The sequence below is a fragment of the Aeromonas sp. ASNIH4 genome, from assembly GCF_002934425.1.
GTDB classification, from domain to species: Bacteria; Pseudomonadota; Gammaproteobacteria; order Enterobacterales; family Aeromonadaceae; genus Aeromonas; species Aeromonas hydrophila.
In genome coordinates, this window is the sequence record NZ_CP026217.1 from 4,290,576 (window position 1) to 4,304,537 (window position 13,962).

The 13,962-nt window shown below is 58.3% G+C and carries 17 protein-coding genes and 1 riboswitch; of the genes, 3 read left to right on the forward strand and 14 right to left on the reverse strand.

Translation table 11 applies throughout. The features are described 5' to 3' along the window. Position 1 precedes the first annotated feature (1 nt). The 7 genes from flgH to lfgB form a co-directional block, all read right to left on the reverse strand. A complete protein-coding gene (gene flgH / locus C2U40_RS20050; protein ID WP_039213944.1) occupies positions 2-673 on the reverse strand; it encodes a flagellar basal body L-ring protein FlgH in 672 nt (223 codons plus the stop codon). Next, a complete protein-coding gene (gene lfgG, locus C2U40_RS20055; protein WP_017409406.1) occupies positions 673-1,458 on the reverse strand; it encodes a lateral flagellar basal-body rod protein LfgG in 786 nt (261 codons plus the stop codon). The genes flgH and lfgG overlap by 1 nt, the downstream gene beginning before the upstream one ends. Before the next feature lie 83 nt (positions 1,459-1,541). Continuing rightward, positions 1,542-2,276: a lateral flagellar basal-body rod protein LfgF gene (gene lfgF, locus C2U40_RS20060; protein ID WP_017409405.1), complete on the reverse strand. Its 735-nt coding sequence runs from the start codon at positions 2,274-2,276 to the stop codon at positions 1,542-1,544. Positions 2,277-2,286: 10 nt separating this feature from the next. Further along, entirely contained in the window at positions 2,287-3,480 is a 1,194-nt protein-coding gene (gene flgEL / locus C2U40_RS20065; protein ID WP_103827125.1) for a lateral flagellar hook protein FlgEL, read from the reverse strand. A gap of 18 nt (positions 3,481-3,498) precedes the next feature. Beyond that, a complete protein-coding gene (locus tag C2U40_RS20070; RefSeq protein WP_029302040.1) occupies positions 3,499-4,194 on the reverse strand; it encodes a flagellar hook assembly protein FlgD in 696 nt (231 codons plus the stop codon). Positions 4,195-4,197: 3 nt separating this feature from the next. Further along, positions 4,198-4,623, reverse strand: a complete 426-nt coding sequence (gene flgCL, locus C2U40_RS20075) for a lateral flagellar basal body rod protein FlgCL (RefSeq protein ID WP_017409402.1) — start codon at positions 4,621-4,623, stop codon at positions 4,198-4,200. 2 nt (positions 4,624-4,625) lie between these two features. Next, the gene (lfgB, locus tag C2U40_RS20080) at positions 4,626-5,015 is read right to left on the reverse strand and encodes a lateral flagellar basal body rod protein LfgB (RefSeq protein WP_005305804.1); all 390 of its coding nucleotides are present in this window, start codon (positions 5,013-5,015) and stop codon (positions 4,626-4,628) included. A 51-nt stretch (positions 5,016-5,066) separates the two neighbouring features. On the opposite strand from lfgB, the gene lfgA reads away from it, so the two are divergent. The 3 genes from lfgA (at position 5,067) to lfgN (ending at position 6,659) form a co-directional block, all read left to right on the forward strand. Further along, positions 5,067-5,867, forward strand: coding sequence for a lateral flagellar basal body P-ring formation protein LfgA (lfgA, locus tag C2U40_RS20085; RefSeq protein ID WP_181014725.1), 801 nt, complete (start codon positions 5,067-5,069; stop codon positions 5,865-5,867). Between the two features lie 76 nt (positions 5,868-5,943). Next, entirely contained in the window at positions 5,944-6,219 is a 276-nt protein-coding gene (flgM, locus tag C2U40_RS20090) for a flagellar biosynthesis anti-sigma factor FlgM (protein WP_017782423.1), read from the forward strand. After that, positions 6,216-6,659: a lateral flagellar protein LfgN gene (gene lfgN / locus C2U40_RS20095; RefSeq protein ID WP_103827127.1), complete on the forward strand. Its 444-nt coding sequence runs from the start codon at positions 6,216-6,218 to the stop codon at positions 6,657-6,659. The genes flgM and lfgN overlap by 4 nt, the downstream gene beginning before the upstream one ends. A gap of 3 nt (positions 6,660-6,662) precedes the next feature. Here lfgN and lfiJ read toward each other — a convergent pair whose 3' ends face one another. From lfiJ to lafK, 7 genes are read right to left on the reverse strand one after another with little or no spacing between them, the layout of a single operon-like run. Continuing rightward, on the reverse strand, positions 6,663-7,079 hold the full coding sequence (gene lfiJ / locus C2U40_RS20100) for a lateral flagellar protein LfiJ (RefSeq protein ID WP_103827128.1): 417 nt from the start codon (positions 7,077-7,079) through the stop codon (positions 6,663-6,665). A gap of 12 nt (positions 7,080-7,091) precedes the next feature. Beyond that, positions 7,092-8,420, reverse strand: a complete 1,329-nt coding sequence (gene lfiI, locus C2U40_RS20105; protein WP_103827129.1) for a lateral flagellar FliI-like assembly ATPase LfiI — start codon at positions 8,418-8,420, stop codon at positions 7,092-7,094. After that, the gene (lfiH, locus tag C2U40_RS20110; protein ID WP_043163919.1) at positions 8,413-9,105 is read right to left on the reverse strand and encodes a lateral flagellar assembly protein FliH; all 693 of its coding nucleotides are present in this window, start codon (positions 9,103-9,105) and stop codon (positions 8,413-8,415) included. The genes lfiI and lfiH overlap by 8 nt, the downstream gene beginning before the upstream one ends. 12 nt (positions 9,106-9,117) lie before the next feature. Further along, positions 9,118-10,146, reverse strand: a complete 1,029-nt coding sequence (gene fliGL / locus C2U40_RS20115) for a lateral flagellar motor switch protein FliGL (protein ID WP_017409395.1) — start codon at positions 10,144-10,146, stop codon at positions 9,118-9,120. Continuing rightward, a complete protein-coding gene (fliFL, locus tag C2U40_RS20120; protein ID WP_080708613.1) occupies positions 10,133-11,875 on the reverse strand; it encodes a lateral flagellar M-ring protein FliFL in 1,743 nt (580 codons plus the stop codon). The genes fliGL and fliFL overlap by 14 nt, the downstream gene beginning before the upstream one ends. 17 nt (positions 11,876-11,892) lie before the next feature. Beyond that, the gene (gene lfiE, locus C2U40_RS20125; protein ID WP_017409393.1) at positions 11,893-12,219 is read right to left on the reverse strand and encodes a lateral flagellar hook-basal body complex protein LfiE; all 327 of its coding nucleotides are present in this window, start codon (positions 12,217-12,219) and stop codon (positions 11,893-11,895) included. Positions 12,220-12,231: 12 nt separating this feature from the next. Further along, the gene (gene lafK / locus C2U40_RS20130; RefSeq protein ID WP_043163923.1) at positions 12,232-13,608 is read right to left on the reverse strand and encodes a lateral flagellar response regulator transcription factor LafK; all 1,377 of its coding nucleotides are present in this window, start codon (positions 13,606-13,608) and stop codon (positions 12,232-12,234) included. Positions 13,609-13,746: 138 nt separating this feature from the next. Then, a riboswitch (cyclic di-GMP riboswitch) is annotated at positions 13,747-13,834 on the reverse strand. Positions 13,835-13,962 lie beyond the last annotated feature (128 nt).

Genomic DNA, 13,962 nt, shown 5'->3' on the forward strand with positions numbered 1-13,962 from the left:
CTCAAAAGGGGGCGAATGCGGAGCTGAAGAAACGCCCCAGCCACCCCATCTGGTTGCTGTCGGCAAGGGCTCCACGCCCGGCATAGGTGATGCGGGCATCGGCGATGCGCTGGGATGAAATACGGTTGCTCTGGTCGATATCCTCAACCCGCACCATGCCACCCAACCGGATATACTCATCGCCCTGATTGAGCCGGATCCACTTCTCGCCGCGGATCCCCAGCACCCCGTTTGGCATCACTTCGGCCACCGTCACCGTGATCGAGCCGGCCAGGGTATTTTGCTGGCTGGAAGTCGCACCACCATCAAAGTCACGATCCGCGCTGAGTGACGCCCCCCAGTCAGAACGCACCTTGCCACCAATGGTCGGCGCCGGCACATTCATGCTGCTGTTTTTGCTCATGCTGGTGTTGGCTTTCTTGCTCGACTGGGTGCGCTCTTCCAGCACCACGGTGAGAATATCGCCAATACGATAGGCTCGACGATCCTGAAACAGGGTCATCATGTAGTCGCCGCGATAGAGGCTGCCGTCTTCTCCCTTGGCCGAGACGGGCAACTTGGGGCGTGAAGGCGCCCACTTTTCCTCACCCGGTTCGGGAGCCTTGAGCTCATAGGTGGCACAACCGCCCAACAGCAGAGCCACCCACAGATAACGCCACATCGTTTTCATCATCACAGCGCTTGGGTAATGAACTTGAGCATCTGGTCGGCCGACGAGACGACCTTGGCGTTCATCTCATAAGCCCGCTGGGTAGTGATCATGTCGACCATCTCCTCCACCACGTTGACGTTGGAGCTCTCCAGCGTAAACTGCTTGATGGCCCCCATGGCCTCTTCACCGGGCACACCTTCAATGGCCTCGCCAGAGGCGCCGGTTGCTCGATAGAGGTTGCCACCGAGCGCTTCCAGGCCGGCAGGGTTGGCAAAGTTGGTCAGGGTGATACGACCCAGCTCCACATTTTCCTGTTGGCCCGGCAAAGTCGCACTCACGGTTCCGTCGGTGCCGATGGACACTTTGGTCGCATTGTCCGGGATCTGGATCTGCGGCAGCATGGGCAAGCCATCGGAGTTGACCAGCAGTCCTTCGGCGTTGCGATGCCACTGACCATTACGGGTATAGGCGGTCTCACCGTCAGGGCGTTCCACCCCGAAGAAACCGGCCCCCACGACTGCCATATCCAGCTCCTGATTGGTGTTCTGGAACTGGCCGGGAGTGAACACTTTCTGGGTGCCGACCACACGAACACCGTTACCCATCTGGATGCCGATGGGAGACAGGTTCTGTTGATCCTGCTGGGCCCCGGGCTGGCGTTGCACCTGATAGAACAGATCTTCAAAAGCAACCCGATCGCGCTTGAACCCGACCGTGTTTACGTTAGCCAAGTTGTTGGAAATACTGGCCATTTTGGCATCTTGCGCCGACAGACCGGTTTTACTTACCCAAAGTGCCGCGTGCATCTTCGTCTCTCCACCTGATTCATGAGGGCGTCAACGCCCCCTCAATGCGAATTGGCCGTGGCGGGCGGCAAGCCCGCCACTCATCAGCCCTGGCCGGAAATCAACCGGGCACCTTGCCGGGCCTGATCGTCCGCCGTTTTCATCAATTTGACCTGCAGTTCGAAATTGCGGGTCAGCGACATGCTGCTGATCAGCTCGTCGACTGCATTCACGTTCGCCCCTTCCAGAAAGCCGGACGCCAGTACCACCTGCTCACTGGCTTCGGCATCCCCGCCCTGACGCAACCGAAAGAGACCATCCGGCCCCTTGACCAGTTCTGCCGGGTCCGGATTCACCAGCTTGAGACGCCCTACATCCAGCCGGGCACCGCCGCCGGGCGGTGTGATACTGAGTGAACCGTCCTTGCCAAAACTCAGATCCCGATAGGCAGGAAGCACCATTTCCCCACCTTCCCCCAGTACCGGACGGCCATTGAGCGTCAGCAGACCATCGGCATCGCTCTCCAGATTGCCGGCCCGGGTATAGGCCTCTTTGCCATCGGCGGTCTGGACCGTGATAAAGCCTTCACCACGGATCGCCACATCCAGCTTGCGGCCCGTCTGCATCAGGGCTCCCGCCTTGAAGTCGGTACCGGCCAGCTCCTCGCGGGCCATTACCCGGCTTGGATAACCATCACCGGCTAGGGCATAGGCCGACACGCGCTCGAAGTCAGCCCGAAAGCCGGCCGTGTTGACGTTGGCCAGGTTGTTTGCCCGGATTTGCTGGGCCATCAGGGTATGCTGCGCCCCCGACATGGCGGTATAGATAAGCTTTTCCACGCATCAAGCCTTAGAAGGAGTTGAAGAGAACCTGGGTCATCTTGTCAGCGGAGCTGATGGTCTTGGCGTTGGCCTGATAGTTGCGCTGAGAAGTCATCAGGCTGACCAGCTCCCCGGTCAGATCCACGTTGGAGCCCTCATAGGCCCCTGCGGTCAATGACCCCATGGTCCCTGTGCCAGGGGCACCCAATACCGGCTGGCCAGAGCTGAACGATTGCTGCCAAGTGGTGTTGTTGGTTTGCAGCAGACCGTTGGGGTTGGTGAAGTTCGCCATCACCACCTGGCCCTGCAACAGGCTCTGACCGTTGGTAAAGGTGGCATAGACACCACCATCGGCATCCACCCGCACCCCGGTCAGATCGCCAGCCGCATAACCATTTGACTGGTTGCGCGTGGCGTTGAAATCGGAGGCGTACTGGCTGACACGGGCGATATCGACCTGCAGAGAGATCTTGTCAGCGCCGGGCGGAGTCAGGTCCAGGACCGGGGAGGTCGTCGGAGATTTCAGGGTACCGTTGGTGTTGAACTCCAGCGTCACCGGTGTGCCTGTCTTGGTGCCATTGAAGGCATAATTGACCTGCCAGGTGTTGTCGGCCGTCTTGACGAAATACTGGGTGACGGTGTGTTCAACCCCCAGCGAGTCATACACCTTGCTGGACTGGGAATAGCTGAAGCTGTCCGACTTGGCTGGGTCGAACGGATGGGCCGTCTGGTCGATCACGCCGGCATCGGCCTTGAGGTTGGCGACGAACTCCAGCTTGTCGGATGGTTTGGCAGGCAGGCTGCCAGCCTTGACCTGAATGTCTCCCACCACGCCGGACTGCAGTTCGCCCGCATCATTGGTGGTGTAGCCTTGCAGCCGGGTACCGCTGGCGGTGGTCAGGTAATTGTTGGGATCCCGCTGGAACATGCCTGCCCGGGTATAGGAGGTCTGACCGTTGCTGTCCTTGAGTACAAAGAAGCCGCTGCCCGAGATCGCCAGATCCAGCCCTCGACCGGTACGGGTCACGTCACCATTGCGGTCGAAATTCTGGGAAACGTTGTTCATCTCTACACCACCAGCCTGGCCACCGCCATAAATGGCGGCAAACTCGGCACGGCTTGACTTGAAACCGGCCGTGCTGGCGTTGGCCACGTTGTTGCTGATGACACTCAATTCCTGGTTTACGGCGCGCAGGCCGCTCAATCCGATACTGAAAGACACAGTTTCGCTCCTATCTGATTACGCCGATTTGCCGAACTGGATGGCGCTGAAGAGAGGGACATCGCCCACTCCGGCCACCTGTAACATGATTTCGCCTGTACCAGGCAGGGTGACCCGCTCTACCGTGCTGGCCACATAATTCTTGGTAGTGGTCGCCACACCGTTGAGCGAGGCTTTGACCTCGAAGCTGTATTCACCGGCAGGCAAAGGCGGCAGTTCATAGTCGAGGCCACCGGCCTTGCTCTCACCCCAGTTCTTGGTTGCAACCAGGGTGCCGTGCTCGTCATACACCTTGAGCTCAACCTGATCGGCGGCACCGGCCAGCTCCACCTGCCCCCGGATCGCTTTTTCATCGCTCTTGGTCAGTGTCTTGCTCGGAACCATCACTTCCTTGTCGATCAGGTCCGTACTCTGCAGTACCTGCTGGGTATCCATCATGTTGATGGACTTCTGCTGCAAGACTTTCAGGCTTTCCACCCCTTCCACCATGCTGAACTGGGCCAGCTGGGTAACATACTGGGCACCATCCAGCGGGTTGGTGGGATCCTGGTTCTGGATCTGGGCAACCATCATCTGCAGGAATTCGTTACGCAACTGCATACCGCTCTGGGCATTCTGGCCGGCAGCCGTGTTATTGGGGGCAATGTCCGGTGTCGTGTTGCGCTGGCTGGTGCTGCGGGCCGTATCCAGACTGCTTACCTGAGGCAGGCTCATGGCTTACACTCCCTGACCCAGGCGCAACAGACCCTGCTGCATGCTGTTGATACGGTTGATCACCTCGACGGAGGTTTCAAAACCACGGGAGGCACTCATCATGTCGGCCATCTCCTCCACCGCGTTGACGTTGGAGTAGTAGACAAAGCCGTCCTGATCAGCCAGGGGGTTGGTGGGCTCAAGACGCTTCTCGACCTGACGATCCGATTGCACTATGCCGGCAATCTGCACCTGGGCCGACCCCAGCGACTCGGCATCCTGCACCCGCTGATAGAGGGTGGAGAACACCGGCTTGATGGCACGGAACGCTGCCTCTTCACTGCCCGCGGCACTGTCCACGTTCGCCAGGTTGGAGGCAACTGTGTCCAGACGAACGGTTTGTGCTCGCATTGCACTACCGGCAATGTCATAGATGCGATTGAACGACATAATCAGCGGCCCTCGATCGCCTTGGCGATCCCGGTAATTTTCATATTCAGAAAGGTGAGACTGGTCTGGAAATCAGTGGCATTGTTGGCAAACTTGCTCTGCTCGACGCTGAGTTCGGCGGTGTTGCCATCCATCGATACCTGATAGGGAATGCGATAGAGAGGATGCTGCATGTCATTGGCCATGCTGCCTTGTGCAATGGCGGCACTCTCGTCTCCCGCTGCAACTTGCTGCGCGACACGCCCCAGAATCGTCTTATAATCGACATCCCGGGCCAGATAACCTGGGGTATCTACATTGGCCAGGTTGCCTGCCAGGATACGCGCCCGATCCGCCCGCACATCGAGGGCATAAGGGTGTACACCCAAAGCGCTGTCAAATGAGATACTCATGCTTCATCCTTCTATGAATCAGTCAGACCGGTGCACTCTTTATCAAGACTCATGCCAACCATGAAGAACCTTTATTTCCGCTGGTTACAGCGTCGACAGTGGCTGATAACACGGATAAAAGGGGAAGCACTGTTTCCCGTATGGAAGCGAATCAACCTGCTGGCCCTGTGGCTGCTGTCATGGTCACTGCTGGCCGAGCCGACCGCCCTGACCCGGCAGCTCGAAGCACTGTTGCAGGAAGATGCCAGCCAGGCCCTGCATGCCTATCTGCAGCAGCAGGGCTGGCCAGCGCCCGAAGCGGAATATCAGGTCTGGATCTCCCCGGCAGTCTCCCATCTGCCGGACTGTTCGCAACCCATCCGCCTGCAGGCCGGCGGTCAGTACCGTCAGCCCTGGGGACGACGACCCTATCTGGCAGAGTGCGTCGACCCGGCCTGGCAGATCAGGGCCAGGGTCGAGGTGACACTGATGCTGCCGGTCTGGGTGACGGCACAAGAGCTGCCGAGAGGTCATGTCATCCGACCGGGCGATCTGATCGAAAAATCACTTGAGGTCAACCGGTTGCAACGTGGCTTTGTGCCCACCTCAGAGTCTCTGGTGGGCAGCAAGAGCAACCGCAACCTGCGGATGGGTCAGTTGATTGGTGAGCTGGATTTGCAGAAAGCCTGGGCCATACGGGAAGGTGAAGGGGTGTTGATCCGGGCTGGCCAAGATGGATTTTCCGCCACAACGCGGGGCCGAGCCCTGGCGAACGGGGCCATCGGCGAGGGAATTCGGGTGAAAAATCTGAGTTCAGGCAAGGAAATCCAGGCCTGGGTGATCGACAAGGGAGAAGTTGAAACCCGTTTTTAACGCAAAGCACGGGTTTGATTTAAGTTACATCGACCTTGGGTCGCTTGTCATAGATAGACCATCAGGAATTGACGTTATGAAGATCACACGCACCGACCCGCTCTATGTTCAGGCCCAGCTGCAACGCAAGCAGGAAGCGCCATCAACCCCGTCGCAGCCACGCGCCAGCCAGGCAGATGCCCAGATCAGCACCACGGCCCAGTTCGTGAATCAGGCGAGGGCCGAACTGGCTACGACTTCCGACGTGGACATGGACAAGGTCAACCGGATCCGCCAGGCCATCAGCGAGGGCAAGCTCGAACTCGACATGGATGCGCTGGGTCAGGCCATTCTGGACATGCATCGTCGATGAGCATGGACGCCAAGCAGAGGGTCAAAGAGCTGATCCTGGGCATTCAGCAAGACGGCACCCGCTATGTCGCCCTGCAACAACTGCTGCTGCGCCAGCACAGTCTGCTGGCAGCTCACGACGTCGACGCGCTGGCTGAACATAATCAGCAGCAAACACAACTGATGATGCAGGTGCAGCAACAGGCGCAGCAACGCTGTCAGCATCTGCTGGGGCTGGGATTGAAGCCTGATGAAAAGGGGATGGCGGCACTCATCGAAAAACTGCCCGCCAACCTGCAACACAAGGTTGCCAAGCAGTGGCTGCAGCTGGAACAGCTGTTGCAGCAATGTCTGCGTCAGAACGAGCTCAACGGCCGCTTGCTGGCGGGCCAGATAGAAACCATCAATACGCTGCTGGGTCAGGAACCCGCTTATGGGCAGCAGGAACGCTTTCCGGATTAATCCCTACTCCACTTTCATCATGCGATGCCGCAGACTGGCCAGCTCATCCAGCTGGCGTTGATCGCGCGACTCCAGCTGCCGCTGCTGTACCTGTTCACGTTTATCCAACAGCAGTTCCAGCCCTTTGACCCGACCAAACTGTTTGAGCACCTCTCCCTCGTGTCGCTCCAGATCGAGTCTGGCAAGAGCAGACTGCTGCATTTGATGGGCCAGCAGTTGCCGCAGCTGACCATCCATCTGATGCTTGTTCTGCCACAACAGGGGGTGAAAAGTTGCCGAACCACTGTGCAATGAGCCAATGACCTCCTGCAACCGCAATGCCCGCTGCTCTTCCCGCATGGCATCTTCCCGCAGTCGTTGGCGCTCCTTGCCCATGTTTTCCAACGCATCCTGCTGCAAACCAAGATAAGACTTCAGCACGGTAGCCCCTTATTACCTTCCTAGCACTTGTCGGAGCCCGGCGGTGACCTGAGCGAGAGGGGTCTCTTCGTGGATGCCTTGCTGCAGAAAAGCAGCAATGGCTGGATAACGCTGCACGGCTTCATCCATCTGGGGATCGGCGCCAGGCTGATAACCACCTAGCGGCAGCAATTCACGCACCTGCTGATAACGGCCCCACAGTTGACGCAACGTGACGGCCAGTTGTTGCCATTCGGCAGGCACCACTTGCGGCATTACCCGGCTGACCGAGGCACCAATGTCGATGGCTGGATAGTGACCTTCCTCCGCCAATCTGCGGGTCAACACTATGTGACCATCCAGAATGGCGCGAGCCGAATCCACGACCGGATCCTGCTGATCATCCCCCTCCGCTAGCACCGTATAGAAGGCGCTCAGGGAACCATCCGGGTGCGTACCATTACCGGCTCGCTCCACCAGCTGGGTCAGCATGCTGAATACCGAGGGTGGATAACCTCGAGTCGCGGGCGGTTCCCCTATTGCCAGGGCTATTTCACGCTGGGCCTGGGCATAGCGGGTCAGAGAGTCCATCAACAGCAACACATCCTGACCCTGCTCACGAAAGTACTCGGCGATACGGTGGCACAGCTGAGCCGCCCGCAGCCGCATCAGTGGTGACTGATCTGCCGGCGCCGCTATCACCACGGCGCGAGCCAGCCCCTCCGCCCCCAAGCTGTGCTCAATGAACTCGCGCACCTCGCGCCCCCGCTCACCAATCAGGCCGACGACGACTATCTGGGCGGTGGTATTGCGGGTCATCATGCCGAGCAACATACTCTTGCCGACCCCTGAGCCCGCAAACAGGCCCAGCCGCTGTCCCTTGCCGACCGTCAGCAAGCCGTTGATGGCGCGGATGCCTACATCCAGCGGCTCACGAACCGGTGTACGCAGTAAAGGGTTCGGGGGGGAAGAGAACAGCGCTACATGCTCCCCCTCATCGCGCAGCGGCCGGCCATCCAGTGGCTGCAGCAGGCCATCGACGACACGACCCAGCAGGTGTTCACCAACCCGAATCGTCTCTTCACCGTCGATGGGCAGCACCCGGGCTCCGGCATAGAGACCGCCCATCGGTTGCAGCGGCATCAGATAGGAGACATCGCGGTTGAAGCCCACCACTTCAGCCAGCAATGGCGTGCCTGTCGCAGTATCGACCCGGCAACGCTGACCCATCACCAGCTGGCAGCCCACCACCTCCAGCGTCAACCCCGTCACCCGCACCAGCCGGCCATAGCGGCGAAAGCCGGGGACATTATCAAAACTGTCCAGCGCCGATGTGAGCGCCTGTTGCAGGGCTTCATGCATCCTGGGGCAATTCCAGTGTGCTGTTGAGCTGCTCCATACAGGCGGCAAGGCGTTCGCTCGTGTTGACCTCAATGACCGCCGCCCGGGTCTCAAGGCGTGCATCGCCTATTCCCAGTGCCGGGTCCACCTGCAATGGCCACCCCTCGCAGCGGGTCACCCCCTGCTCTGCCAGTCGCTGCCGATCCCCTTCGCTGAGATAGATCACCAGTTCTTCCGAGGTGGCTGGCAGGCTCGCCAACGCCTGTTCTACCTGTTTGAGCACCTGTTGCGGATTGAGCGTAAACTCGGCCTGGATCACCCGCTTCGCCACCTGGGCAACCAGCTGGGCAACCAGTTCCTTCTGTTCCTGCATGCGGCTGCGGGTCAGGGACTCCCATTGCGCCTGCAATTTGGCAAACGGCACCATGGCCTGATCGAAAGAGGCTCGCCCTTCCGCCAGTCCCTGGGCAAACCCGCGGGTTTGCCCTTGTTGTAGCCCCTTCGCCTCCCCTTCCACCAGACCGCTGGTCAGGCCCTGCTGGTACCCTGACTGATATCCTTCGTCGTGACCTTGTTCCAGACCCTGCTGATAGCCGAATTCGAATTGTTCCTGCTGGCTCTGTGCCTCTTCTCCACTCTGTCCCAAGGACGGGAAACGATAGAGACGGGTGGCTCCCGCCGCCAGCTTGCGCACACTGTGGCTCATGGACGCCTCCTGTTAATTGACGGTGGGTTCTTCGAATAGCTGGAATTCGACTTCGCCCTGCTCCACCAATTCGCGGACCAGCTGCATCACCTCTTCGCGGGCCTGTTCGACCTTGCGCAGAGAGACACTGCCCTGTCCCTGAATCTGGGCTTCCAACGCCTGTGCCATCCGCTTCGGCATGGCTCCCAGCACCACCTTGCGGAAGCTGGCCTCGGTATTTTTCAGTGCCAACGCCAGCAGATCGCCTGGCAGCTCCTGCACCAGACGCTGCAGGGTTTCGTCGGTCTGACGGCGCAACGCCATGAAATCGAACATGTTTTTCTCGATTTCCAGCGCCATGTCGCCATCGTGTTCGCGCAGCAGAGAGAGCATCTGCTCCTTGTCACCCTGATAGCGGTTCAGAATGTCCGCCACCTGGCGCACCCCGTTGACCTTGGCTCCCGACTGATCGGCAACATAAGCAAGACAACGGTCCAGGGTCAGACGCAATTCTCCCAGCACGTGTTCGCTGACACTGTTGAGACTGGCAACACGAACCAGCAGATCGTCGTGCACCGAACCCGGCAGAGCATCCAGCACGGCGGATGCCGTCTGCGGGGGCAGGAAGGCCAGCAACACGGCCTGCATCTGTGGATGTTCATTGCGGAAGAAACGGGCAAGCACCTCGGCGGGTACCCACTGCAAACGCTGGATGTCCTGGCTCATCACGTCGCCATACAGGCTGTCGAGCAGGCTGCGGGAGAGGCGCTGACCCAGCGCCAGATCCAGCGTCTGTTCCAGATACTCGCGTGAGGCGCTGCCAATGCCGCTCTGTTCACGGTACTGATTGAAGAACTGCTGCAGCGTCCACTTGGCTTCCATCGAACTGACCCCTGACAGGCCAGCCATCTTGGAGATAAGTCGTTGTACCTCATCACGGGACAGCTTTTGCATCACCTTGGCGGCAGCCTCGGTCCCCATGCTCAGCAGCAGAATCGCGGCCTTCTCCAGATTGTCGATGTCGATGTCGACGGCGTTTTGGTTCAGGTTAACGTTGTTCATTGCCACTCACCCATGATCTGACCACTTCCGCGACGCGCGCCGTGTCTTTTTCCACCAGCAGTTGCAGGTGTTTGAGCTGTACTTCAAGTTCGGAGCCCGGCTCTGGCAAAGCCTCCAGATCCAGCGAGGAGAACTGCGGTTCCATCTGGTTGTCAGAGCGGATCAAACCATTGCCCATCGCGGGGGCAGCCAGAGCCGCATCATCATCCCGGCGCATGGAAAGACCCACTGTCGGTTCCAGCGGCTCATCTTGCTCTTCGGTCGCGGTTTCCTCAGGCAACTGCTGGGTACGCACCAGATGTTTGACCAACGGTCTTATGCCGAAGAACACCAGCGTCAGGCCAAGCAGGCCGCCCACCAGATAACGCAGAGAGTCCTGCCAGTACGGGGTTTCCCACCAGCTCGACTCGGGCGGAGCGATCGGCACGGCACCGGTAAAATCGAATACCTGCAGGCTGATCTGATCGCCACGGGTATCGTCAAACCCCACCGAACGTTCCACCATCTGCCGGATCTGCTCCAGCTGCTGTTCATTCCAGCCACCCTTGGGGGCACTCTGCTGATTCAGCAAGATGGAGACATTCATCTTCTCCAGGCGACCTTGCTGGTAGCGGGTGTGCACTATGGTGCGGCTGTTTTCGTACTGCTTGTTGACCTCTTGGCGCTCGGTACGAGAATCGTTCTTCTGGGCTTCTGCACTGGCCGCCCCCTGATTCTGTGCTGGTTGTTCAGTCTTGGGGGTCGTTTCGGGCGGGCGATTGGACAAGGCGCCGGGGATCCCCAATGCCAGCGCATCAATGGTTTTGTCCGACTTGCTGGACTCCTTGGTGACCACGCCCTGTGGATCCAGCTGTTGCTGGGTCTCCTCTACCGCATTGAAGTTCACGTCGGCAGCAATCTGTACCCTGAAGTTGCCGGTGCCCAGCATGGGATAGAGCATGTCGTTGGCGCGCTGACGGATGTACTGCTCTAGCTTTCGTACATACTCCATCTGCTGCACGCTCTGCTTGCCAAAGCCAGCCTTGTCTCCCAGTTCGGCGCTGAGCAGCTGACCCGCCTGATCCACTATGGTCACTGCCCCCGGCTTCATACCGGAGATGCTGCCAGCGACCAGATTGGCGATCGCTTCGACCTGTCCAGGCTCCATGGCCTGACCAGGCTGCAGGTCCAGCATGACGGAGGCACTTGGCTTCTCTTCATCCCGGCCGACGAACAGTGTCCGCTTGGGGATCGCCAGATGCACGCGGGCACTGCGCACCGCATCCAGAGAAATGATGGTTCTCGCCAGCTCTCCTTCCAGCGCATGCCGGTAACGGGCTCCCTCCATGAACTCACTGGTCCCGAGACCAGTCACATTGTCCAGCCCTTCCAGACCGGCGGGCATGGCGGCCCTCACCCCTCTGGCCGCCAGCGCCATGCGCACATGGGCCAGCTGATTTTCTGGCACCAGGATCTGGCCGGAGCTCTTCTCCAGCCTGAATGGCACCTGCTCTTTCTCCAACATCTCCATGATGTTGGCCGTGTCATACAACTCCTGCTTGCCGTAAAGAGGGACGTAGTTCTTGCTGGAGGTCCACAGGATCACCACTATGGTGCCCGCCACGATGGCGGCGAGCAGCGCTATGGTCAGGATGGATTTGTTGTCGCGGGACAGACTGCGCCAATTGCGCAACCCCTCCTGGACGCGTGTTCTGAAGGAATCCGAAGCCCCTTGCGGGGACGTTACCAGTTCAGTCATCACTTACCTCAGAGTGGCATACGCATAATGTCGTCGAAACCGGTCATCAGCTTGTTTCGCACCTGCATGAGGGCGGAGAAACTGAGGCCCGCTTTCTGGCTGGCAACCATGGCACCAACCAGATCATCGCTCTGACCCGCATCCACGGCTGTCATCAGCCGTGAGGCGATATTTTGTTGCTCGTTGACCCGGCCAACCACATCGCGCATGGCGTCACCGAATGATACGTTCGAGACATCATTTGATTCGATAACAGGGGTTTGGCTGGCGACTCGCTGCATCTCCTGCATCTGCTGCAAGAGCGTCACCTGTGATGACATCATTTCAATCTTCACTCGGTTTATCCCTTAGTTTTGAAGCTGCTGCTCAATATCTATGCCCTGCTCACGCATGGCCGCCAGCTTGTATCTCAGTGCCCGGGTCGTCATCCCAAGGGCTTCAGCCGTGCGGGTCCGATGGCCGCGAAAGCGGCGCAAGGTCTCTAGTACAAATTGAAATTCTGCGTAGCGGCGAGTCTCACTCAGCCCTTCCGGGGCGGAAAGCACTTCCGGCAACGCATCGTCGGATTCAATGGTGTAACTGGGCAGCATCAAATCGACGGCCTGAATATGCAATCCGCGAGCCATGATCAATGAACGTTGTATGACATTGTCCAACTCCCTGACATTACCGGGCCAGCCGTATGTAAGCAGTTGCTTGCGCGCATTTTCACTAAGGCGATAGCCCTGCTGCGGGGCATGCAGTTCAATGAAGTATTCTGCCAGCGGCAATATGTCGTCGGGGCGTTCGCGCAATGCAGGCCAGCTCATGGGCAGCACATCGAGGCGGTAAAACAGATCCTCCCGAAACTGACCTGCCGTAACGAGGGTGCGTAGATCCTTGTTGCTGGCGGCGATGATCCGGACATCCAGCGCAATGGTTTGGTGGCTGCCGAGCCGTTCGACTTCTTTCTCCTGCAAGACCCGCAGCAATTTTGCCTGCAGCGTCAACGGCAATTCGGAGATTTCATCGAGCAGCAGCGTGCCTCCCTGGGCCTGCTCGAATTTCCCGGCCTGGGCTCCCGTTGCACCGGTAAACGCGCCCTTATTGTGACCAAACAAAATGGACTCGAGCATGGATTCGGGGATAGCTGCGCAGTTGATGGCAACGAATGGTCGACCGGACCGGCTGGACATATCGTGGATATAACGGGCCAATCGCTCCTTGCCGGTACCGGACTCACCACCAATCAGAATGGTGGCAGGGGTCTTGGCCGCGCGGCGGGCCAGTTGCAGTACCTGCAGGCTCATGGCGGAGACAGCGATCAGATTGGGAATGGATTGACGCAAACGCAGCGCCCCCTTCACCGCATCAACCATCTGCTGGCCACTGAAGGGTTTGATGATATAGTCGATGGCCCCCGCCCGCATCGCTTCCGCCGCAAGATAGGCTTGATGTTCGTTGACCAACACCATGCAATCAGTACCACTGAAATCATGTACCAATTGCGGACCGGCTTCGGTCATGGCATCCATATCGAGCAGGATCAGATTAACTGAATTATCAGCGAGAATTAATTTTGATTTGCTGATGGAATCAACACAGGAAATGTTATAGCCATGGGCCAACAATATTCCTGCAATATCGTTTCCATTTGATAACGAAGAGCCAATCAATAACAAATGGGGAGCACTCTCAATAGCGATTGGCCTTGAGTTTTTTTTAGTAGATAAATCCGAAAGCATAGGAACCCGAACCCGTGATTGTGGACAAACCAATCAACAGAACTGATGTGTCAAAAATAAAAGCGCACCATCCCCAAAAGGCGCCAAAAAAGACGTCATCTATTGGGTGAGAAGTGATATCAAGGCGGTGACAATGGCCTTGGTAACCCCGCTATCATTAGCATTCCTGCTATTAGACCGGAGGCTTTGCGTCCTGACTTTTCAGTTCAGTTTGCCTTTATCATGCGACTGTCCGTATTGGGACAAGGCGGCACCACCTATTCGGTGGGAGCTGCATGGCACATGTGAATTGTTATATTTGTTATTTATTTTTAACATCAAGTGCGTCAAAAACAGTCACATCATAACGGCTTC

Bases quoted from the DNA above. Each gene is read 5' to 3' on its own strand.
- lfgG (WP_017409406.1), bottom strand. From the start codon at position 1,458: ATGCACGCGGCACTTTGGGTAAGTAAAACCGGTCTGTCGGCGCAAGAT.
- flgH (WP_039213944.1), bottom strand. From the start codon at position 673: ATGATGAAAACGATGTGGCGTTATCTGTGGGTGGCTCTGCTGTTGGGC.
- flgM (WP_017782423.1), top strand. From the start codon at position 5,944: ATGAAGATCACACGCACCGACCCGCTCTATGTTCAGGCCCAGCTGCAA.
- lfiH (WP_043163919.1), bottom strand. From the start codon at position 9,105: ATGAGCCACAGTGTGCGCAAGCTGGCGGCGGGAGCCACCCGTCTCTAT.
- lafK (WP_043163923.1), bottom strand. From the start codon at position 13,608: ATGCTTTCGGATTTATCTACTAAAAAAAACTCAAGGCCAATCGCTATT.
- C2U40_RS20070 (WP_029302040.1), bottom strand. From the start codon at position 4,194: ATGAGCCTGCCTCAGGTAAGCAGTCTGGATACGGCCCGCAGCACCAGC.
- flgCL (WP_017409402.1), bottom strand. From the start codon at position 4,623: ATGTCGTTCAATCGCATCTATGACATTGCCGGTAGTGCAATGCGAGCA.
- lfiI (WP_103827129.1), bottom strand. From the start codon at position 8,420: ATGCATGAAGCCCTGCAACAGGCGCTCACATCGGCGCTGGACAGTTTT.
- lfgA (WP_181014725.1), top strand. From the start codon at position 5,067: ATGCCAACCATGAAGAACCTTTATTTCCGCTGGTTACAGCGTCGACAG.
- lfgB (WP_005305804.1), bottom strand. From the start codon at position 5,015: ATGAGTATCTCATTTGACAGCGCTTTGGGTGTACACCCTTATGCCCTC.
- lfgN (WP_103827127.1), top strand. From the start codon at position 6,216: ATGAGCATGGACGCCAAGCAGAGGGTCAAAGAGCTGATCCTGGGCATT.
- fliGL (WP_017409395.1), bottom strand. From the start codon at position 10,146: ATGAACAACGTTAACCTGAACCAAAACGCCGTCGACATCGACATCGAC.